12 protein-coding genes and 1 pseudogene are annotated in these 19,747 nt (G+C 58.5%); 8 read left to right on the forward strand and 5 right to left on the reverse strand.

Going from position 1 to position 19,747, the window contains the following annotated elements; genetic code table 11:
* Positions 1 to 5 precede the first annotated feature (5 nt).
* Positions 6 to 4,559 (reverse strand): glutamate synthase large subunit, encoded by a 4,554-nt coding sequence (gene gltB / locus E4021_RS02340; RefSeq protein ID WP_136456293.1) that lies wholly within the window; start codon positions 4,557 to 4,559, stop codon positions 6 to 8.
* Positions 4,560 to 4,970: 411 nt separating this feature from the next.
* Here gltB and E4021_RS02345 point away from each other — a divergent pair, with 411 nt between their 5' ends.
* A complete protein-coding gene (locus E4021_RS02345; protein ID WP_136456295.1) occupies positions 4,971 to 5,435 on the forward strand; it encodes a pyrophosphohydrolase domain-containing protein in 465 nt (154 codons plus the stop codon).
* Between the two features lies 1 nt (position 5,436).
* On the forward strand, positions 5,437 to 6,087 hold the full coding sequence (locus E4021_RS02350; protein WP_136456297.1) for a protein-L-isoaspartate(D-aspartate) O-methyltransferase: 651 nt from the start codon (positions 5,437 to 5,439) through the stop codon (positions 6,085 to 6,087).
* On the opposite strand, the gene E4021_RS02355 is transcribed toward E4021_RS02350, so the two are convergent.
* Entirely contained in the window at positions 6,084 to 8,021 is a 1,938-nt protein-coding gene (locus E4021_RS02355; protein WP_168797427.1) for a serine hydrolase domain-containing protein, read from the reverse strand. The genes E4021_RS02350 and E4021_RS02355 overlap by 4 nt on opposite strands.
* Positions 8,022 to 8,091: 70 nt before the next feature.
* Between E4021_RS02355 and E4021_RS02360 the strand changes: the two genes are divergently transcribed.
* The 4 genes from E4021_RS02360 (at position 8,092) to kdsB (ending at position 11,614) form a co-directional block, all read left to right on the forward strand.
* Positions 8,092 to 9,429 (forward strand): DNA recombination protein RmuC, encoded by a 1,338-nt coding sequence (locus E4021_RS02360; RefSeq protein ID WP_168797428.1) that lies wholly within the window; start codon positions 8,092 to 8,094, stop codon positions 9,427 to 9,429.
* Positions 9,430 to 9,521: 92 nt separating this feature from the next.
* Entirely contained in the window at positions 9,522 to 10,211 is a 690-nt protein-coding gene (locus E4021_RS02365; protein ID WP_211096947.1) for a CoA transferase subunit A, read from the forward strand.
* 3 nt (positions 10,212 to 10,214) lie between these two features.
* Complete coding sequence (locus E4021_RS02370) at positions 10,215 to 10,874, forward strand: 3-oxoacid CoA-transferase subunit B (protein ID WP_136456302.1); 660 nt, start codon at positions 10,215 to 10,217, stop codon at positions 10,872 to 10,874.
* A 2-nt stretch (positions 10,875 to 10,876) separates the two neighbouring features.
* Positions 10,877 to 11,614, forward strand: coding sequence for a 3-deoxy-manno-octulosonate cytidylyltransferase (gene kdsB / locus E4021_RS02375; protein ID WP_136456304.1), 738 nt, complete (start codon positions 10,877 to 10,879; stop codon positions 11,612 to 11,614).
* 203 nt (positions 11,615 to 11,817) lie between these two features.
* On the opposite strand, the pseudogene E4021_RS18535 reads toward kdsB, so the two are convergent.
* The 3 genes and pseudogenes from E4021_RS18535 to E4021_RS02390 form a co-directional block, all read right to left on the reverse strand.
* Positions 11,818 to 12,369 (reverse strand): annotated as a pseudogene (locus tag E4021_RS18535) (NUDIX hydrolase).
* 93 nt (positions 12,370 to 12,462) lie between these two features.
* On the reverse strand, positions 12,463 to 14,037 hold the full coding sequence (locus E4021_RS02385) for a RagB/SusD family nutrient uptake outer membrane protein (RefSeq protein ID WP_136456306.1): 1,575 nt from the start codon (positions 14,035 to 14,037) through the stop codon (positions 12,463 to 12,465).
* A 103-nt stretch (positions 14,038 to 14,140) separates the two neighbouring features.
* Positions 14,141 to 17,221 (reverse strand): SusC/RagA family TonB-linked outer membrane protein, encoded by a 3,081-nt coding sequence (locus E4021_RS02390; protein WP_136456308.1) that lies wholly within the window; start codon positions 17,219 to 17,221, stop codon positions 14,141 to 14,143.
* A gap of 441 nt (positions 17,222 to 17,662) precedes the next feature.
* On the opposite strand from E4021_RS02390, the gene E4021_RS02395 reads away from it, so the two are divergent.
* Positions 17,663 to 18,844 carry a PDZ domain-containing protein gene (locus E4021_RS02395; protein ID WP_136456310.1) on the forward strand — a complete coding sequence of 394 codons (1,182 nt, stop codon included), beginning with the start codon at positions 17,663 to 17,665 and terminating at the stop codon, positions 18,842 to 18,844.
* 31 nt (positions 18,845 to 18,875) lie between these two features.
* A complete protein-coding gene (locus E4021_RS18005; RefSeq protein WP_168797429.1) occupies positions 18,876 to 19,739 on the forward strand; it encodes a septal ring lytic transglycosylase RlpA family protein in 864 nt (287 codons plus the stop codon).
* Positions 19,740 to 19,747: the final 8 nt, after the last annotated feature.

Consider the following 19,747-nt stretch of genomic DNA (forward strand, 5'->3'; position numbering starts at 1 on the left):
AGTGATTAAACCAGTTCGGCGACCTTGACCTGCACGTCGGGCTGTTGGTCCCGCTGTTCGAGGACTGCCTTGTAATCGCGCGGCATGACCTTCACGAAGTGGTGCTCCTGATCCTCCCAGGCGTTAAGCATATCCAGGGCCCGCTTGGAACTGGTGTAGGCAAAGTGGTTGCGGACCATTTGCTTCAGCAGCTTGCGGTCAAAATCATTGAGGTCTTCGAGGTCCACCATTTCGGTATTGAGCCGCTTCTTAAAGGTGCGGGACGGATCGTAGACGTAGGCCATACCGCCGGACATTCCGGCGCCAAAGTTCTTGCCCGTTTCACCGAGGACTACCACTACCCCGCCGGTCATGTATTCACAACCGTGATCGCCCAGTCCCTCCACGACGGCCTTAACGCCGGAGTTGCGCACGGCGAAACGTTCGCCCGCCATGCCCTTGATGTACGCCTCACCGGAGGTCGCACCGTAGAAGGCTACGTTCCCGATGATGATATTCTCGTGGGGGTCGAAGGTGGAAACGCGGTCCGGCACCACGATGAGGCGGGCGCCGGACAGGCCCTTACCGAAGTAGTCGTTGGCCTCGCCCTCCAGCAGGAATTCAATCCCCTTGGCCGAGAAGGCCCCGAAACTTTGCCCGGCGGAACCGCGGAAGCGGAAGCGGATGGTTCCGTCCGGCAGACCTTCGCCGTGGAAGCGGCGGCTGATCTCATTGGACAGCATGGCCCCGACGCTGCGGTCGGTATTCTTGATGTCGAAGGATCCCGTGACCGACTCCAGTTCTTCCAGGGCCAGCTTCGCGGAGGTGATGAGGCGGCGGTCCAGCACGTCGCTGATGCCGTGATCCTGTTCCACGCGCTTGTACAGGCCTACAGATTCGTCGGCAACCTCCTTGTACAGTATCGGACTCAGGTCCAGGCTGCGGTATTTCCAGTGCTCGACTTCGCTGTTCATCTTGAGGTGCTCTACACGGCCCACCATCTCGTTGACGGTGCGGAAACCCAGTTCGGCCATGATGGAGCGCATATCCTCCGCCAGAAAGCGGAAGAAGTTGATGACGTGCTCCGGATCACCCGTGAATCGTTTCCGAAGTTCGGCATTCTGGGTAGCGATGCCTACCGGACAGGTATTGACGTGGCACTTACGCATCATGATGCAGCCTTCCACGATCAGGGCGGCGGTGGCCACGCCGTATTCCTCGGCGCCAAGGAGGGTGGCGATGACCAGGTCGCGGCCCGTACGCAGTTGTCCGTCCGTCTGCAGCGTCACCCGGTCGCGCAGCCGGTTACGGACCAGGGTTTGGTGGCTTTCGGCCAGGCCCAGTTCCCAGGGCAGGCCCGCGTGGCGGATCGAACTGAGGGGGCTGGCACCGGTACCGCCGTCGTGGCCGCTGATGAGGATGGCATCGGCGTGAGCCTTGGCCACCCCGGAGGCGATGATGCCTACCCCCGCTTTGGATACCAGTTTTACGTTGATGCGGGCCCGGCGATTGGCGTTCTTCAGGTCAAAGATGAGCTGCGCGAGGTCCTCGATGCTGTATATGTCGTGGTGTGGGGGCGGGGAGATAAGCCCTACCCCCGGCGTGGATTTTCGCACCCGACCGATCCAGTCGTCTACCTTATGGCCGGGCAGTTGACCGCCCTCACCGGGTTTGGCGCCTTGAGCCATTTTGATCTGCAGTTCGTCGGCGTTGGTCAGGTAGTGACTGGTCACACCGAACCGGCCGGAGGCAACCTGTTTGATGGCGGAGCGCATGTTGCGGCCCTTTTCGTCGAGTTCAAAGCGGATCTCGTCCTCACCTCCCTCACCGGAGTTGGAGCGGGCACCGATCTTGTTCATGGCGATGGCCAAGGTGGTGTGCGCCTCCCAACTGATGGAACCGAACGACATGGCTCCCGTCGCGAAGCGCTTCATGATGGCCTCGGCGGGTTCCACCTCCTCGATCGGAATGGGATCGCCCTTGCGGAATGTGAGTAGACCACGGAGCGTAAGCGCCTTTTCGGTTTGCTCATTGATGGCGTCGCGATATTTCGCGTAGGCATCGGCGTCGTTCTTGCGGGCGGCTACCTGCAGGAAGTGGATGCTCTTGGGGTTGAAGGTATGGGCCTCTCCTCGGCGCTTCCACTGGTACACACCGCCGACTTCCAGTTTGGGGTTGGGAATGTATTCCTTCGGGTAAGCCAGGCGGTGGCGGACCAGCACCTCGCTGGCCAGGCCATCGTAGCCTATACCTTCAATTCTACTGATTGACCCGCGGAAGCATTCGTCCACGACTTTGTGGTTAAGTCCCAGTATCTCAAATATTTGGGCACCCTGGTATGACTGAAGGGTTGAGATGCCGATCTTGGACATGATCTTCAGTATGCCTTTGCCCACCGCCTTGCGGTAGATCTTGATGACGTCCTTCAGTTCGTAGCCTTCCTCTTCAAAAACGTTGCGGGCGTGCAGGTCGGCCAAGGCCGCGTAGGCCAGGTAGGGGTTGACGGCACTGGCCCCGTATCCGATGAGGGTGGCCACGTGGTGCGTTTCCCGGATGTCGCCACTCTCCACCACGATGCTCGTCTTCGCCCGGAGTCCGAGTTCGACCAGGTGGTGGTGCACGGCCCCGAGCGCCAGCAGGCTGGGAACCGGTGCGCTGTGACTGTCGGCGTCGCGATCGCTGAGGATCAATATGTTGTAGCCACTGCGGACCATAGACTGCGCTTGTGCGCGGATGTGCTCCACTGCGGCCTGTAACCTTCCTTCCTGTCCATCAGCCGGAAAGACCATGCTGATGACACCGGCCCGGAAATCCCGATGGTGCAGCTCCCGCAACTTGGCTACCTCATCGTTGGTCAGGATGGGCGTTTCCAGGTGAATGTAGGTGGCGTTCGCGGCCGTCGGCTCGATGACGTTGCTTGAACTGCCAAGCATGGCGTACAGGGACATCACGCTGCGCTCCCGTATGGGGTCGATCGGCGGATTGGTCACCTGAGCAAACAGCTGCTTGAAGTAGTTCGCGATGTGTTGGCTGTGCAGGGAGAGTACTGCTAGCGGGGTGTCGCTGCCCATGGAGCCGATGGGATCCGTGCCCTCCTTGATCATGGGTTCCAGCAGCACGCTCAGGTCTTCCTTGGTGTAGCCGAACAGCTGGAGGCGGCGAAACAGCGTCTGCTGATCCATGGTTATCTCCGCTTTCCGCGACAGCGGCAGGTTGTTGATGTCCTGCCGGTATTCATCGAGCCAGTCGCGGTAGGGCAGTCGCTTGCAGATGATTTCCTTGAGTTCCTCGTCACCGATGACGCGGTGCTCCTGCAGGTCGGCCACCAAAATCCGGCCGGGCTGCAGCCGACCCTTTTTGACCACCTTGCGCTGATCGACCTTGAGGGCACCGGCTTCGGAGGCTACGATCAGGGTATTATCGTTCAACAGGCAGTAGCGGCTGGGACGCAGTCCGTTGCGGTCAAGCGTAGCTCCTACCAGGATGCCGTCGGTGAAGCAGATGGAGGCGGGACCGTCCCAGGGTTCCATCAGGGCTTTACTGTACTCGTAGAAGGCCTTCTTGAAGTCGGGCATGGCTTCGTCGTGCTGCCAGGCCTCGGGAATCATCATCATGAGGGCGTGCGGAATGCTGATGCCATTCATCGTGAGGAACTCCAGCAGGTTGTCGAAGTTGGCCGAGTCGGACAAGCTGCTGCCGCAGACCGGAAAGATCATATTTAGTTCGTCCTCGGTAAACTTGAACGTTTTGCGGATCAGGCTCTCCTTGGACCGCCACCAGTTGACGTTCCCCTGTACAGTGTTGATCTCTCCGTTGTGGGCGATCATGCGGAAGGGCTGCGCGAGCTTCCACTTGGGCACCGTATTGGTTGAGAAGCGACTGTGCACCAGCGCGATGGCCGATTTGTAGCTCAGGTCCTGCAGGTCGTTGTAGAACCCAGGCAATTGCCAGGTCGTGAGTTGACCTTTATATACAATGGTCTTGTAGCTGAAGGAACAGAGGTAAAACTGGTCGCGCGTTTCCGGGTACGTATCGTGGATTCGGTGAGTAGCAAACTTGCGGAGCACGTAAAGCTTGCGTTCCAGATCGGCGGGTGGCAGGTCGGTGCGGGGTTTCACGAAGATTTGCTCCATTCGGGGCTGCGCGCCTACGCTGGTGGGGCCCACTTCATCGGCGTCGTGGGGATTTTTCCGGTAGGCAATTACGTCAAAACCCAGTTCGTCGCAGTAATCCTCAAAGAGGAAGCGGCACCGGCGGCTCAGTTCCTTTTCGGCGGGCAGGAAGAGTTGTCCCACACCGTACTTGCCAAACTCGGGCAGTTCCTTCCCGAGCGCGGAGAGCTTGCGGCGGAAAAACTCGTCGGGAACTTGTGTAAGGATACCGGCGCCGTCCCCCGAGTTGGGTTCACAGCCACAGGCTCCCCGGTGCTCCATGTTGGCCAGCATGCGAAGGGCGTCCTTAACGATGCTGTGTTTGGCTTCTCCGTTCAGGTTGGCTATAAATCCGGTGCCACAGGCGTCCGACTCCAGGTGCGGGGTGTAGAGGCCAGATTCGCGAGGAGTAGTAGATTGGTACTGCATAGACGGTTGGGGTAGCTGAAGAAGAAGGCGAGGGCCGGGTGCTTACCCTTAGCTCGGATCCCGAAGATATCCCTCCACCCCCGCCCCAGCAATGTTCCACGAGTTTAAAACCTGGGTATTTACGCCAGCAAACGTCCCGCAGAACAATCGTTGTGCACACAAACATCTTTTATAGTTTTGCAATTGCGTAATAAGCGTAATTTTAATTCTACGATTACACTAGTTAGCAAAATATGTATTGATCAGCTTCGACACCTCTGCTTTACGATGCAGATTGCCAATGGGTAATAGCCGACCGGTACGTAGCGCCGCGCCCTAATTTCTGAAATGTTCCACGCAACTATTCCGTGGGTCGAACGTTCGTTTCTCCGCGCTCTTGTTGCTATATTTGCCCAAATCCAAACAAGCTGTATGAAAAGCCCTGACGCGCTGTCCGCGGTAGCCGAATTTCACCGCACGTTTCGCGTACCCGTTTGTACGGCACCCGCGATCCCGCCCCCCGATCGGTGCCAGTTGCGCGTCAACCTTCTGCAGGAGGAGCTGAATGAGCTGCAAGCGGCCATCGAGGCCGGTGACATAGTAGAGGTGGCCGATGCACTGGCCGATCTGCAGTACGTGCTGAGCGGCGCGGTGCTGGAATTCGGCCTGGGCGATAAATTCAAGGCCCTCTTCGATGAAGTACACCGCTCAAACATGAGCAAGACCTGCGCCACGGAGGCCGAAGCGGAGGCCACAATAGAACATTATCGGCAGCTGGAACAGGAAGGGCGCGTGGAACAAAGTGGGGCCCACTACCTCGTGTACCGCAATGCGGACAACAAGGTTCTCAAGAACATAAACTACTCTCCCGCCGACCTGGCCGGTCAACTACGCTAAAATGGAAGATGGTTTCCGACACCGCGGGCAGCGTAAACGGCTGATCGAGAAGCTCCGCAAAAAGGGCGAATTCGACGATCGGGTGCTCGATGTCATGGCCAATATCCCCCGCCACGCATTTCTGGAAAGCAGCTTCAGCGACTGGGCGTACCGCGACGAGCCCTTTCCAATCGACTGCGAGCAAACCATCTCACAACCCTCGACGGTAGCCTGGCAGACCACTGCCCTGCAACTGCTGCCGCGCCAACGCGTCCTCGAGATCGGCACCGGGTCAGGGTATCAGGCAGCCGTACTTTCGCTGTTGGGCGGGCGGGTTTTTACCGTTGAGCGGCATAAACCCCTGTATAAGAAGGCGAAACTCACGCTGAAAAAATTGCGGCTGGACCGCGGTATCCGCTTTTTCCTCCGTGACGGCAATCGGGGATTGCCCGAAATGGCGCCCTACGACCGCGTTCTGGTGACTGCGGGAGCTACGGAAGTGCCGAAGCCGCTGCTGGAGCAACTGACCATCGGGGGAATTCTGGTTATACCCGTAGGACCGGAAAATGAAATTCAGCAATTGCTGCGAATCACCCGCCGCTCGGCGGATGCTTACGAGGAAGAAAAACTTGGATTGTGCCGCTTCGTACCCTTCCGGAGCGGATTGGCTTAAACGGGTTGGTAGGACTCAAAAGAGTGCAGCGCCCGGTATACGTCCCGGTGCACGCGCGAGCGTACGCCGGTTTGCATAAATTTCTTGTTCTCGGGATCGGGGTAGGTGCGATTCGTCAGAAGTACGAATACCAGGTCCGTATCGGGGTCCGCCCAAACGCAAGTGCCCGTAAAACCGGTGTGCCCAAAAGTGCGGGCAGAGGCCCCCGCGTCGGTGATGCTTCCGTAACCCCGCTCCAGTCGGTCGAACCCCAGCGCGCGGTAGTTGTAGGGCCCCTGTTCGGTGAACAGCTGTACGGTCTTTTCCGACACCAGCTGTTGCCCCCCGTAGGAGCCACCGTCGATCAGAAGCTGAAAGAGGCGGGCCAAATCGGTAGCGTTACCGAAAAGTCCGGCGTGACCGGCGACCCCACCCAGTAGAGCGGCTCCTTCATCGTGGACATATCCCCGTACTTCACCGCGGTTAATCCACCGGTCTACGATAGTAGGCACCAGTTGCCGGGGGGCAAAGCGCTCCAGTGGACGAAAGGCGAGGTGGCGCAAACCCATCGGCTCGAAGAACTCCTGGTTTACGTATTCATCCAGCCCAAGCCCGGTAACCGACTCAACGACAAACTGTAAGAGTACGTAGTTGATGTCGCTGTAGCGGTGAATGGGTGTGCGAGTGTAGGGCACTTTCGCCAGATCCTGCCGTAGGCGCCGGGGGACATCACCATCCAGCCACCGGGACTCACTGAGGCGTAAGGGGTGGCGCTCATCGGCGGTATCGGCGACGTAGGGGGCGTGGATGTAGGTGTAAAGGGGCAGACTCGGATCGAGCCCGGTATGGTGCGTAAGTAGTTGGTCGATGCGGTAGCGGCCGGGTACCTGACGCTTGTATTCCGGGAGATAGTCGCTCACCCGGGCCTGCAAATCAAGGCGGCCTTCATCGTAGAGCTTCATCACCGCCAGTGTAGTGGCGGCGGCCTTGGTGACCGAAGCCAGGTCGTAAAGGTCGCTTACCCTTACCGCCTCGCCGCCCCGGTATTTGTGGTTGCCGTAGGCGCGTTCGTAGACCACGTGACCGTCCTTCAGTACCGTCAGCTGGGCACCCGGCGTGGCCTGGTAACGTACGGCACGGTTGAGGGTATGGTCGACGCTGGCCAGCTCAGACCGGTCGATGCCCAAAACCTCGGGCTCGCGGAATCCCTGCCGCGTCTCCGGGAGATCCACACCCGCACCACCTGGTAGGCGACCAAAGAGTGCTTGCGCCCCGAACAGGGACTGCGCCACGAAGGCTTCGCTTTCCTTACTTCGCAGCGGGGTATTGATCAAACCCCAATCGTCAGGTACCGTATCCAGCAACTCAGCGTCGCCGAAATGGACCAGGGTGTAATCGCCAATGGTGTAGAGTGACTCGTACCAGTCGTCGTTGGACAACCCGCCGGGTGGGTCGGTGGCCACTACTACGGTCGGAAGTGCGGGTGCGGCGGCGAGCGCGGGAGCAAGCCGATCGGAGAAGGCAATCTCCTGTACGTCGGTAAACCGGCGGGCCATGCGGAGAAAACGGTCCGGACGCTGACCGGCGGGATAGATCACCCGAACGGGATGATCGGTGGCCAGGGGTAGTTTCCGACCGGGGTTACCGACGAGTACCGTCTGCGCCAGGAGGCGGGAGCGGCGATCCACGTCGCCGGCAACGTTCAGGCTCTCGTAGGGCCAGCCCTCGGTAAGGGTAAGGGTGTCCGATCCGGGAATCGTGTGGAGGGTGGACAATGTCGCCTCATCCACCTTTGGCTCAATGCGTATCTCCTTTGTATCCTCCTTTTGAACTTCGGGTGAGAAGAGGCTCGTTACCCATTCAATGACCCACTCTCCCCAGCCGGCGGACGATTCCGAAGCGGCTGCGGAAAACAATGAGAGGCAGGCAATGGCAGTAAGTAACAAGGATTTCATCGGGTATAGGAACGTCGGGTAATTCAACAGTATTGCAGCCGGATCGCAGACGAGGTGGTACCTTGCCGTCATGGAAGCATCCGCCGCCCTACCCTACTTCTATGCTACCGGCCTTGGTATTATAATGGGGTCGGCCCTGGCTTGGTTTTATGTCCGCTACACCATGAGCCGCACCCACCTTGCCCTGGATGAGGTAAAGCGCGATTATGTCGGCCGCGAGCTGTACGAGCAGGTACGCAGCGATGCGGACCTGAGTTACGAGAACCTGCAGGAGCGCATCGCCTCGGAATCCGAGCTCCGCTCCCGCCTGGCTACCCTCTCAGCTCACCACGAAAACCTGCAGGGTAAGCTCGACCACCAGCAGGAAGAAATGAAGCGCTTGCAGGAGGTGTCGGTGGCCCAGTTCGAGCGCACCGCCGACCGGTTGCTCGAAGAGAAAAGCGTGCGGTTCTCTCAACAGAACGTCCAGCAACTCAATGGTCTACTTACGCCCCTAAAGGAGCGCATTAAGGGATTCGAGGACCAGATCGAAAAGCGGTTCCTGGAGGAAACCCGCGACCGCGTAAGCTTGCGGACCGAGATCCAGAACCTCCAGCAGCTCAACCAAAAGATCAGCGCAGAGGCCAACAACCTCGCTGGCGCCCTGCGGGGCAGCAACAAGACCCAGGGCGACTGGGGTGAATGGCAACTTCTCACCCTGTTGGAGGCCAGCGGACTGCAGGCCGGGGTACATTTCGTGGCACAGGCCAGTTACCAAGACGAGGACGGACGGCAGAAAAGGCCAGATTTCGTGATCAACCTGCCGGAGAACAAGCACCTCGTGGTAGACTGCAAGGTGTCCCTGAACGCTTACGAACGCTACTGCAGCTGTGCGGAAGACGATGTCCAGCAGCGCCGTACCGAGGCCGCCGCCCACCTGCGCAGCCTGCGCCAGCACGTAGCGGATCTGGCCTCCAAGAATTACACCCGCCTTTATCAGATCAACTCGCCGGACTACCTTCTCCTCTTCGTCCCCATCGAACCGGCCCTCGGTCTGGCGCTGAATACGGATCAGGACCTCTTCCTGGAAGCCCTCAACCGCAACATTGTGCTGGTCACGCCCTCGACGCTGCTGGCCACCCTCCGCACCGTAAGCTACATCTGGAAGCAGGAAAACCAGAAGAAGAACGTACTGGAGATCGCCCGACAGAGCGGGTTGCTTTACGACAGCTTTGTGGCCTTTACTGATGACCTGCAGAAGGTAGGTCACCGCCTCGATCAGGCCCACGCCTCTTACCAGGCGGCCTTCAACAAGCTCAGCTCCGGTGGTAAATACGGTGCCACCCTCATCGGGCGGGCGGAAAAACTGCGGCGCCTGGGTGCGAAAACCAAAAAACGGCTCGACAACCACCTGCTCGAGGAGGAATGATGATATTGTGGTCGATTGGCCCGGGAAGGTTTCCGCCACGTATTGTATACTGTCCCGGTCTTGCCTTATTGACCTAACCGAAACTAACGATCATGCAAAAACGCGTATCCGACGCACGCGCCGCCATCGCGGGAATCACCGATGGCATGACCCTCATGCTGGGGGGCTTTGGCCTCTGCGGCATTCCCGAAAAATGTATTGCTGCCCTCGCTGAAAGCGGGATCAAGAATCTGACCTGTATATCCAACAATGCTGGGGTTGACGACTTCGGACTTGGCTTGCTGCTCCAGAGCCGTCAGATCCGCAAGATGATCGCCAGCTACGTGGGGGAAAATGCCGAGTTTGAACGTCAGATGCTTAGCGGTGATCTGGAAGTGGACCTTATCCCCCAGGGTAGCCTGGCCGAACGCTGTCGCGCAGGCGGTGCCGGCATTCCCGCCTTTTTCACTCCCGCCGGTTACGGCACCGAAGTCGGGGAAGGCAAAGAAGTCCGGGAGTTCAACGGCAAACCCCACATCCTGGAAATGGCCCTGACCGCCGACTTCGCCATCGTCAAGGCGTGGAAAGGCGATACCGACGGCAACCTGATCTACAAGGGCACGGCCCGCAACTTCAACCCCGTCATGGCCACCGCCGGCCGCATCACCATCGCCGAAGTAGAGGAACTGGTGGAACCCGGTGAACTGGACCCCAATCAGATTCACACCCCCGGCGTGTTCGTCCAGCGCATCTTCCAGGGCGAGAATTATGAAAAACGCATCGAAAAACGTACAACCCGCTAAGCCATGCTAGATAAAACCGGAATCGCTAAAAGAATTTCCCGTGAGCTCCACGATGGCTGGTACGTCAACCTGGGCATCGGCATCCCCACCCTGGTAGCCAACTTCGTGCCCGAGGGCATTGACGTCACCTTCCAGTCCGAAAACGGCATCCTCGGCATGGGCCCCTTCCCCACGGAGGAGGAGGTCGACGCCGACCTCATCAACGCCGGCAAGCAGACCATCACCGCCCTGCCCGGCGCGGCCATTTTCGACAGTGCCACCAGCTTCGCCATGATCCGCGGACAGCACATCCAGCTCACGGTTCTCGGGGCCATGGAAGTATCGGATACCGGCGACATCGCCAACTGGAAAATCCCCGGCAAGCTCGTCAAGGGCATGGGAGGCGCCATGGACCTCGTAGCCTCGGCCGAGAACATCATCGTGGCCATGATGCACACCAACCGCGCCGGGGAGTCAAAGCTACTACCCGAATGTTCCCTACCCCTCACCGGCGTTAACTGCGTCAAGAAGATTGTCACCAACTTGGCGGTACTCGACGTTACCCCCGACCGCGGTTTCCGCTTGTTGGAGCGCGCCCCCGGCGTCAGCGTACAACAAATCAAGGACGCTACCGCCGGTCGGCTCGTTGTTGAGGGTGAAGTGCCGGAAATGCAATTGGACTAAGGATGGTCCTGGCCGTCATTCCCGCCCGCTTCGCCAGCACCCGGCTGCCCGGCAAACCCCTGGTAGATGTGGGCGGTGAAACGCTGGTGCAGCGCGTTTACGGTGCGGTGCGCCGGGCGGGCGTGGCGGACGAGGTGGTGGTCGCCACCGATGACCAGCGCATCTTCGATCACGTGATGGAATTCGGGGGGCGGGCCGTTATGACCTCCCCCGACCACCTTTCCGGAACCGACCGGGTAGCCGAAGCCGCCCGGCAGTTTCCGGAAGCCACTATCGTCATCAACGTGCAGGGCGACGAACCCTTCCTCACTGCCGATCAGCTCGCGGCTGTGATCGATCCATTTGCCGACCCCAAAGTATCGGTTGCCACCCTCGCCACGCCGATCCGCGATGAGCATGCCCTGCTCTCCCCGAACGTGGTTAAGGTCGTCCGCGGCGATGACGGGCAGGCCCTCTATTTCAGTCGCCACGCCATCCCTTACCTCCGCGATGTGCCCATCGGGCGGTGGATTGATGCTGGCAAGCACTTTCAGCATATCGGTCTCTACGCCTTCCGCGCGGCATTACTGCAGGAATTGACGGCCCTACCCCCGGCCCCGCTTGAGCGGGAGGAATCGTTGGAGCAACTGCGGTGGCTGGCGGGGGGATACCGCATCCACGTGGCCCTGACCGACACACCCAGCCTGGGCATCGATACCCCGGCGGATCTGGAGGAGGCTATTCGCCGGTTACAGGGATAGCTACTTTGGGCATGACACGTCCGACGTAGTACTTCTGCCGGAATGACAGACGTCGGACGTATGCCATATTGTCACCAATGGATTTATTGATATGAACCTCTAACATCGAATGTATTTTGGCTGAAAGCGAGCAAATACACATGGCAGACGTCCGACGTATGACAATTTGACGCACCACGCACATCCGACGTCTAACGTCCGAATTACCGCAGCCCCTCCCCCACGTCCGGGAAGCTGCTTCGGTGGAGTTGCGTGGAATTCTGACGCCGGTTATGGAAGTACGCCCGCAGGGTAAAGGCGGAGGAGGTAAAGGCGATATCGTCCCAGGGAATTTCCGCTTCCGTGAAAAGCCGGGACTCCAGGCTCTCGGGACCCACGCCGTAGACACCGTCGATAAGCTCCCCCACAAACTGGAGGTAGAGCTGATTGATGCGTTCGATATTGTACAGGCTGATCAGTTAGTCTACCCTTACGCCCGCTTCGGCTTCCTCGCGCACTTCCCGCAAGGCACCGTCGACTACTGATTCACCATTCTCCAGGTAGCCGCTCGGGATATTCCACCGGCCGTAGGCAGGTTCGATGGCTCTGCGGCAAAGGAGCACCCGGTCTTCCCACACGGGCAAACACCCCGTCACCACCTTGGGATTCTGGTAGTGGACCGTGTGACAGTTACCACAAACGTACCGGTGGTGGGTATCGCCCGGCGGGACGATCTTCTTCAGATCGGCTGAGCCACAATGGGAGCAGAAATTCATGGGTGGTGAAGGTAAGACAAGGGTAAAACAAAGCGCCCCGCTTCCTGGTGGAGGCGGGGCGCTTGATGTCGCAGATGCTACGAATACTAAATTCTAGTATCCGGGGTTCTGCTGCAGGTTGCGGTTGGCGTTCAACTGCGGCGACGGGATGGGGAAGATCTCATACTGATCGGTGCTTCTAGCGGGCTTGAAATCCCAAGCATCGTTCCAGGCGTCAAAGCGGATAAGGTCCTGACGGCGGGTGCCTTCGTAGAAGAACTCCCGGCCGCGCTCGGCCAGCATTTCGTCCATGCTGAAGCTGTCGTCCACGTCGTCGAGACCGGCACGCTCACGAATCATGTTCACGTACATCGAGAAACCGCCCTTGTTCTGACGCATCATGGCCTCGGCCTTGTTCATCAGGACCTCCGCGTAGCGGATGATCGGGAAGTCGTTTTTCATGCTGTTGGGCGATCCAATCTCGAAGCCGTATTTCCAGATTCGGGCTCCCGCCTGGCGGTAGGCATTGGGCTCCAGAGCGTTCAGTTCGGGGGTGTAGACCAGTTCCAGTCCACCGGGATCATCAGCAGTACCGTCTATGAGGGGCGTCTCACCATCCGGTGCGTACTGGGGACCGGCGAGGAAGTTGCCGCGAACCTCCTGGTTGCCGTATTCACCTTTGCGAAGGTCCTCGTCATCGTAGCTGTCGTAGAACTCCTGCAGGGTACAGTAACCGTTCCAGGGTTGGTCCTGGAGGGCGAAAGTTTCCTGGCTGGCGTAGTGCAGCGTCATCTGGACCAGGTTGAATCCACCGAACACGGCGGGAGCGTCGTAGGGAATAACCCACATGTTCTCGACGCCTCCGGTAAGACCGGCATCGTTGTTGGGGTCAAAGTTGGCGAAGTAGTTATCGCTCAGCATGTAAGCTCCACCATTGATAACCTCGTCAGCAGCGGCCTCGGCCTCAGCCCAGCGGGCGGTTCCGGTGATCACTTCGCTGTTGAGCAGAATACGGCTAAGCAGTGCACGGTTGGCCCAGAAGTTGATCTTGGCGTAGGTTTCGGAACCGGTTTCGCGACTCAGGTCCGGAGCAGCGGCGTTCAGTTCGCTAATGACGAAGTTGTAAACCTCGGCGCGGGGCGTGGCCATCGGCTCCAGGTCCGCAACGTCGCTCTCTTCAGTGATCAAAGGCACATCACCGAATGCGTCGAGCAACAACCAATAGTAGTAAGCGCGCAGCGAACGAAGCTCAGCCAGGAAGCCGGCTTTCATGTCGTCCGAAACCGCATCGGTGTTTTTTATGACACTGATCACGGAGTTGGCCTGCAGGGCACCCCGGTAAAGATTGATCCAGGCGTTGTTGTAGGGCTGGTCGCTCGGCAGGAATTCGTGCCGGTGGTTGCGCAGCCAGTTGCCACCGTCGAACCAGTCGGAACCGCGGTGCGGGATGACGGCTTCGTCAGAGGAAACCTCGTTAATGCTCAGGTAGGTATTATGACTACCCATGAAGTTGAGCGTGGTGTAGACCGAGAGGTAGCTGGATACGATGTCCGATGGACTGGCTGGAAAGTTCGCCGGCGTCAGATCCGAGAAAACTTCCGGTTCCAGATCGGTACAGGAATTGAAAGGCACGATCAGCAAGCCCGCAAGGACGGCACTGAACAGCCTTAATTTTGTGTTGGTAAACATATAATTGATATAGTTTCGTTGCACCCGGGACGCGGGACGGGAAAGATAGGAAAGACCTCACCGCGGCCCCGTCATCCCGGTTGCAATTGGTTATGATTGGAGGTTAGAATCCTACGTTTACGCCAAAGGTGTAGCTCCGCGTACGGAAGAACGTGGAGCGGCGGTCGATACCCGGGGTCAGCGCGTTCTCACCGTTGTCGATGATACCGTTGGAGTTCTGATCATCGAAGAAGCGGACGTTGGGGTCAACGCCACTGTAGCCGGTGATGTAGAAGAGGTTCTGTCCAGCGACGTAGACGCGCAGGTCGTTAAAGCCGGAATTTCCTCCGAGATCGAAAGTGTAACCGATCTGGGCATTATCCAAAGCCACGAAGCTGGCATCCTCCACGAAGTAGTCGGATACTTTCGGAGCGCTGGTTACACCACGGAGAAAGAGGTCGTTCACGATGACGTTCTCGATGGTCCGGGTAGCCAGGTTGCCCTGCTGACCGTAGAAGTTCCGGGGCATGTTGACCAGGTCGTGGCCAAAGTCGCCGCGCAGGAAGATGTTCAAGTCGAGCGGGCCGTAACGGAACGTGTTGGAGAGGCTGGCGCTGAAGTCAGGCAAACCATTACCAACAAGCACCTTGTCGGCTTCACCGTCGCCCAGGAAAACGTACTCACCGGCTGCCAGAGAGGCATCAACGTCGAGACGGCGCGTATAGATGCCACCGAAAGCTTCACCAATGACGACGCGGCTAACGGGGTCGAGGTTCTGTCCGGGCGAACCGGGGGAAGAACTTTCAAATTCCTGCACACCACCGGATCCAAAGTTGAAGTCGGGGTTCTCACCGTTATCCTCCAGGGTAGTGGAGAAGGTAGAGAAAGTTAGACGGGGCTCGTAGCTGAACCCTTCACCGCCAATGTCACCGAATCCATAGCCTAGTGCCAGTTCCACCCCGGTATTGATCAGGTCGACGTTGTTGAGGTTGGCCTCAACGGACGGGAACAGGAAGGGGGGTGAGGGAACGATAACAGAAGTAATGAGGTCACCGGTGTTGCGGATGTAGAAATCCAGCGAGCCAGTCAGGCGGTAATCAGCAAAGGCAAAGTCCAAACCGGCGTTAAACTCCTGCTTCTTCTCGAAGCGCAGGTTGGGGTTAGGGTTGCTGGAAGGACTGATCGTGGGCACGTAGGCTCCGTTCTGCGGAAACTGGGGGCCGGTACCGAAGGTCTGCAGGTAGCCGTAGTTACCATTCGGGAGTGATCCGGTAATACCGTATCCGACGCGGAACTTAAGTTGATCCGGTCCTTCGAGGCTCAAGGCATCGACCAGGTCAGCACTGGCGGAAAGCGCGGGGAAGAAATCCCACTTGTTTTCCGGTCCGTTGCGGCTGGTACCATCCCGACGGATAGAAGCGGTAACGTTGTAGGCGCTGCCGATACTGAAGCGTGCCCGACCGAAGAAGCCGATTACGCGGTAACTGGCCTGGTAGCTGCCAACTCCAATCTGCCCTGCGGCAATGTCACTGAGCGTATTCAGGTTGTTGAAGCCAAAAGCATCGGAAGGAAGTCCAAATCCTCCGGCATTGAAGCCCTGGAACTGGTACTCCTGCCAGCTGTAACCGGCCAGCAGTTCGAGTCCATTGCTGCCCAGTTCAGTATTGTAAGTGGCTGTCACCTCAAAGAGGTCGTTACGGTTGTCATTGAAGGAGCGGGAAGCATTACCCAAACGCGTGGCCGTGGGGGCGGCATTTCCGCCGAAACGGCTGGAGCGGCTGGAGAAGTTTCCGTTGACGCCGTCTTCGCGGTTCCGCGAATAGCTGGCACTGACGCTCACGTCATCCAGGATGTCGTACGTGGCGCGCAGGTTATACAGAATGTTGGTCTGCTGCCGTTCGGCCTGCACCTGTTGCGCGATGGACAAGGGGTTGAAGTAATCGAAGTTGTCGATTTCAAAGTAACCACCGTAGGTATTCAATCCATTTCCGACGATCACGTCAGACACGTTGTAGCCCGGATCGGTTACGCGGGCGGGAGCGGTGGGGTTATACGTGATTGCGTAGCGGAATGCGTTGCTGTTGAAGATATCCGCGTCGCGGTCGGTGGCGGTCACGTCTACGCTCAAATTGAGGCGGTCGTTCAGGGCCGTCTGATTAATATTGAGGCGTCCGTTAAGCTGGCGGAACCCGTCATTGGAAACGCCGATGCCCTGGATGTCGCGGTAGTTTACCGAGGCCCGGTAGGTCATTCCCCCGGTTCCACCCGAGTAGCTGAGGTTGTGGACGTGGCTGATGCCCGTGCGGGTCACCTGGTCGATCCAGTCGGTTTCGCCACCGTAGTCGACGTTATTTACAAAGTTGTTGACGTCGTCAACTCCGATCAGATTACCGGTTTCGCGGACGAGTTCCAGGTACAGATCACGGCCTGCGATATCGGGGCGCTTGGCGATGTCTTCAGCCGTCACGTAGCCGCGGTAGCTGAATTGGGCATCCCCGGCGGCGCCGCGCTTGGTGGTGATCAGGATTACCCCGGCGGAAGCCTGGATACCGTAGATGGCGGCGGCGGAACCGTCCTTCAGTACGTTGATCGACTCGATGTCGGCCGGGTCAACGGTGTTCAGGTTGGCACCCACTACCCCGTCGATGATGATCAGGGGGCTCTGGTTACCACCAAAGGAGGACAGACCCCGCAGACGAATGACGGAGTTTCCGTTGGCGTTACCACCTACTTTGGAGATCGTGAGGCCCGCTACCTTGCCCTGGATGAGCTGGCTGGGGTCGTTGATGTTACCGGCGTTAAAGTCTTCGGAGTCGATTGAGGTTACCGCACTGGTCACCTGCTTTTGGGTAACGGTACCGTAACCTACGACCACGACTTCGTCAAGAAGCTCACCGGAGGTGAGGGCGATGTTCAGTTCCGTTTGCCCGTCGAGCGGGATGGTCTGGGTCGCGTATCCCGTGTAGGAAACAGTAAGAGATTCGGCGCCGGCGGGAACGTTGAGGGAGAAATTTCCATCAAAATCCGTGACCGTACCGGTGGAAGTACCGGTGACCAGCACGCTGGCCCCGATCAGGGGATCGCCGTTGTCCGCATCCGTTATCGTACCGCTTACCGTCGTCTGCGCCAGAGCGGCCGAGGACGTAAAGAGTACGAGCAACAGGAAAAGACAACCACGATGGACATGGTTAAAGTTGAGCTTCATACGATTGATTGAGTTTGTGAAGAGTTACCGCCGTGAAAAGGCAATCCCCCGGACCACGCAGGGGCGCAAGGCGGGGGGCGTCCTGGACAACGACTTGTGTTCTATATTCAGCAGTGTGCGGAGTGTCCGACAAAGTGATGGATGGATTTACATGATCTTGCTAACGCTGCCGGCAGAAGCGGATAATTGTGGATACGTTGCATAGCTTGGGCAAAGGTAAGTTCGCCGGCCATTGAATTTACAAAGCAAATTCCGTTTTAGTGTACACACATCAACCGCTGAACCGTCAGGATAGTAACGGTGACAAACTCCGATCGCTGCCTAATGTTTAAGAGATAGTTACGGCTCCATCAATTGTCAATTCAACCTTTGTATAAAACAAAATTCTTCTGCCTGCGAATCGCTGCCCCGGTAATCCTGGGTTTGGCACTATCGTGGGTGATGAACGCGCAACGGTTGGACATGAAGGTGCTCGGCAACCGTTCGCTCATCGAAATCCCCTTCGACCTGGAGAACGACTTTATCGTTATTCCCGTCCTGCTCAACAATGCCGTTCCGCTACGATTCATCGTCGACACCGGCGCAGAAAACACCGTCATTCTCGACAAAACCGTAACGGATCTGCTCAATATCAGCTACCGCCGCACTTTCCAGGTACGCGGCGCTGACCTGGAATCGGAACTGACCGCTTATCTCGCCACGGGAGTCAGCCTGCGGCTGGCCGACCGGCTCTTGGCCCGCAACCGCACGGTGTTGGTCTTACAGGAGAACTACTTCAATTTCGAGCGGGTGACCGGCACCAATATTCACGGCATCCTAGGGGCGGATTTCCTGATGCGATTCGTGGTGGAAATTGATTACCGCAAACAGATTCTGATCCTTCACGACCCTTCGCGCTACCGGCACCGCCGTAGCTACGTGGAGGTGGATTCGGATTTTGTACGCAATCGCCCCTACCTCATCCTGGGTGTTGGTATCCTGCGTGACAGTGCCACCGACCGCCGGTTATTGTTGGATACCGGGGCCGGCCTCAGCCTGTTGATCCACACTTACCCGGAGAACGCTGGCCGGGACCTTCCGGAGCAAACCATCCCGGCCTACATCGCCAACGGCCTGGGGGGCACGTTGAGCGGCAGCGTAGGGCGAAGCCGGATCCTGCACCTCGCGGACCGTCAACTGACGAATGTGATTACCTATTTCCAGGAGGTGGATACGGTCGGAGTGGCGTTTATGAACGAACGGGAAGGGATCATTGGCAACCGGATCCTGAAGCGTTTCCGCGTCGTCATCGACTACCCCCACGACAAAGTCTACCTCAAGCCTGAGGGCCGCCGCTGGAAGCAAAAGTTCCGCTACGACCGCTCGGGACTCGGATTGCTGGCCGGGGGCGATAACCTGCGCAAGTACAGCGTGAGTTACGTGGTACCCGGCAGTCCGGCCGACCGCGCGGGCATACAGGTACGCGACAGGATCCGTGCCATCAACGGGATCCCCACCACCCTGCTCAGCCTAGAAGCCGTCATTCGAAAATTGCAGGGGCGGGTCGGCAAGAAAATCAAAATGCGAATCTACCGGAGTGGGCGTCTGCAGGACGTTACTTTCGTCCTGGAAGAACTCATATAAAACAACTGCGGACCGCAGACCTTAAAGCTCCATGATGATACTCCTGACCCTACTACTGACGATCTGGACGGCCGGCCTATCCGCCCAACTGGTGGGAGACAAACAGAGCGGCCTGGCCAGTTACTACTCCGCCGAATACAACGGCGCCGAAACGGCCTACGGGACCATCTATAATAAGGACGAACTGGTAGCCGCGCACAAAGCCTATCCTTTCAACAGCAGCGTGCGCGTGACGAACGAGGAAAACGGCAAGTCGGTGGTGGTGCGCATCATCGACAAGGGGCCCTTCATCCGGGGGCGGATCATCGAATTGAGCGAACGAGCGGCCGCGGAACTCGGCATGCTCGGACAGCGGACCGTCCCGGTGGAACTCACGCTGCTTTCCACCCCCGATCAGCAGGCCATGCGCCCATCCGAACCCGCACCGGCCCGCGCCATACCCGAAAACAATCCAACCCGGGACACACGGCCACCGGCCTCTCCCCCACCCCCCGCCACACGCGCGGTAGAACCCGAACCCCAGACTTCTGCCCCACCTCCGGCCCCGGCAGTTTCCGCGAAACGCACGGCTGCTCCGCCCCGCCGCCCCGCCAAGGTCAAAACCTTTGCAGCGGGCCTCTACCAAATCGCGCTGGATGAACCTGAATCCGGCAAGTTTGGGGTGCAGGTGGGTAGATACAGCTCTCTGGAAAGCGCCATGGATAAGGTGGCCGAGCTTCAAGGACGGTACTTCGACGACATTCTGCTGCAGAAAGTGCCGGAAAATCCGAAGGGGTTTTCTTACAAAATCATCCTCGGCCCGTTCAACGATCAGCCGAGCGCCCAGAACTATGCTTCTGACCTGAAAAGTCGCTACGGCATTCAGGGCTTCACCGTCGAGCTCGATCAGCGCTAGCCTAAAAT

The sequence above is a fragment of the Neolewinella litorea genome (assembly GCF_004803465.1).
Lineage (GTDB): Bacteria > Bacteroidota > Bacteroidia > Chitinophagales > Saprospiraceae > Neolewinella > Neolewinella litorea.

Bases quoted from the DNA above. Each gene is read 5' to 3' on its own strand.
- gltB (WP_136456293.1), bottom strand. From the start codon at position 4,559: ATGCAGTACCAATCTACTACTCCTCGCGAATCTGGCCTCTACACCCCG.
- E4021_RS02345 (WP_136456295.1), top strand. From the start codon at position 4,971: ATGAAAAGCCCTGACGCGCTGTCCGCGGTAGCCGAATTTCACCGCACG.
- E4021_RS02350 (WP_136456297.1), top strand. From the start codon at position 5,437: ATGGAAGATGGTTTCCGACACCGCGGGCAGCGTAAACGGCTGATCGAG.
- E4021_RS02355 (WP_168797427.1), bottom strand. From the start codon at position 8,021: ATGAAATCCTTGTTACTTACTGCCATTGCCTGCCTCTCATTGTTTTCC.
- E4021_RS02360 (WP_168797428.1), top strand. From the start codon at position 8,092: ATGGAAGCATCCGCCGCCCTACCCTACTTCTATGCTACCGGCCTTGGT.
- E4021_RS02365 (WP_211096947.1), top strand. From the start codon at position 9,522: ATGCAAAAACGCGTATCCGACGCACGCGCCGCCATCGCGGGAATCACC.
- E4021_RS02370 (WP_136456302.1), top strand. From the start codon at position 10,215: ATGCTAGATAAAACCGGAATCGCTAAAAGAATTTCCCGTGAGCTCCAC.
- kdsB (WP_136456304.1), top strand. From the start codon at position 10,877: ATGGTCCTGGCCGTCATTCCCGCCCGCTTCGCCAGCACCCGGCTGCCC.
- E4021_RS02385 (WP_136456306.1), bottom strand. From the start codon at position 14,037: ATGTTTACCAACACAAAATTAAGGCTGTTCAGTGCCGTCCTTGCGGGC.
- E4021_RS02390 (WP_136456308.1), bottom strand. From the start codon at position 17,221: ATGAAGCTCAACTTTAACCATGTCCATCGTGGTTGTCTTTTCCTGTTG.
- E4021_RS02395 (WP_136456310.1), top strand. From the start codon at position 17,663: ATGAACGCGCAACGGTTGGACATGAAGGTGCTCGGCAACCGTTCGCTC.
- E4021_RS18005 (WP_168797429.1), top strand. From the start codon at position 18,876: ATGATGATACTCCTGACCCTACTACTGACGATCTGGACGGCCGGCCTA.